The sequence below is a fragment of the Finegoldia magna genome (genome assembly GCF_018371055.1).
Lineage (GTDB): Bacteria > Bacillota > Clostridia > Tissierellales > Peptoniphilaceae > Finegoldia > Finegoldia magna_I.
Genome location: NZ_JAGYZD010000287.1, coordinates 1 through 1,967 on the forward strand (window position 1 = coordinate 1; position 1,967 = coordinate 1,967).

1 protein-coding gene is annotated in these 1,967 nt (G+C 35.0%); it reads left to right on the forward strand.

Annotation, left to right across the window (positions count from 1 at the left end; all coding sequences use genetic code 11):
- Nucleotides 1-84: 84 nt before the first annotated feature.
- Nucleotides 85-1,967 (forward strand): molybdopterin-dependent oxidoreductase (locus KHW44_RS09145; protein WP_304068739.1); only part of this gene is annotated, 1,883 nt, incomplete at its 3' end.

Genomic DNA, 1,967 nt, shown 5'->3' on the forward strand with positions numbered 1-1,967 from the left:
TATCTAAAATGGAAAAATTGCATAAAACTGAACTAGAAGAAATATTTTTGAATGTAGGATTTAACGAAGTTTGGTAGGTGTAATATGTTAAATATAAATATTGATGGTATTGATGTTCAAGTTGAAGAAAATACCACTGTATTAGAAGCGGCGCATAAAATAGGGATTGATATTCCGACATTGTGCCACGATAAATACCTGAGCGAATTTGGCGGTTGTAGAATGTGCTTAGTTGAGATAGAAGGATCCAGAAAACTTCAAACGTCATGTTCTACTATGGTCAAAGACGGAATGGTTGTTAAGACGGAAACTGATAGATTAATTAAAACTAGACAAAATATACTTAAACTTTTGATGATGAATCACCCTAAGGATTGCTTGACATGTTCAAAAGTTGGAAATTGTAGATTACAAGATTTGTGCTACAGATATGGCGTTAAAAACCCAGAAGTTTTAGGTAAATACGGTAACTATGACATAGAAGTTCAAAATCATGAAGTTGATGATAGCAATCCATTGATTTTTAGAGATCAAAACAAATGTATATTGTGCGGGAAATGCGTAAGAGTATGTGAAGAAGTTCAATGTACACATACTGTAGATTTTAAAAACAGGGGATTTGATTCATATATTTCTACAGCTTTTGACCTTCCTTTGTCAAAGGAAAACTGTCGTATGTGTGGACAATGTATAAGCGTGTGTCCAACTGGAGCATTGATTAATAAACAATTAAAAGACACTAGACCTTGGGAAGTAGAAAAAGTAAAGACAACTTGTCCATTCTGTGGTACAGGATGTCAATTTAACTTGATTGTAAAAAATGGAAAAGTTCAAGGTGTTGAACCATGTGATGGTTATGTAAACCAAAACTCACTTTGTATAAAAGGGCGTTTCCATACAGATATGATTCACTCAGATGAAAGATTGACAACTCCATTAATTAGAAAAAATGGAGAATTAGTTGAATGTAGCTGGGATGAAGCTATTGGTTATGTTGGAAAGAAATTAAGAGATATTAAAATGGAATTTGGTCCAGATTCTATTGCTGGTTTAAGTTCTGCTAGATGTACAAACGAAGATAACTTTGTATTCCAAAAAATGATGAGAGCAGCGATTGGAACAAACAACGTCGATCACTGCGCCAGAACCTGACACGCTCCAACAGTTGCAGGTCTTGCAGCTACATTAGGAAGTGGAGCTATGACAAACTCTATAGAAGAAATTCTGGGTGCAGAATTGTTGTTTGTTATAGGTTCTAATGCTACTGAAGCACATCCTATTATTGGTAATAAGATGAAACAAGCAGTTAAAAAAGGAACTAAACTTATAGTTGTAGATCCAAGAAAAACTGGCTTAGCGGAAGAAGCGGATATTTGGTTGAGATTAAATCCAGGTACGGATGTATTCTTGTTAAATGCTATGATGAAAGTTATCATAGAAGAAGGATTAGAAGCCAAAGATTATATTGAATCTCGTGTTGAAAACTTTGAAGGCTTGAAGAAAACTGTAATGAAGTACGATTTGGATGAAGCTGAAAAGGTAACTGGAGTAGATAAGGATTTAATCAGAGAAGCTGCTTTGCTATACGCTAAGACAGAAAAAGCAGGTATATTCTACACATTGGGAATTACAGAACATACTCATGGTACAGAAAACGTAATGAGCTTGGCAAATTTAGGAATGTTAACTGGCCATGTAGGTATTGAATCTGGCGGTATTAACCCTATTAGAGGTCAAAACAATGTACAAGGAGCTTGTGATTTAGGAGCTTTACCTAACACATATCCTGCTTATGCAAAAGTTACAGATCCAAAAGCTCGTGAATTTTTCGAAAGCGTATGGAAAACTCCATTGAGTCCAAATCTTGGATATCAAATTCCTGAAATGTTTAATCAAGCCGTTAAGGGCAATTTGAAGGCGATGTATATAATGGGAGAAGATCCTGTTCTATCAGATCCAGATGCAAA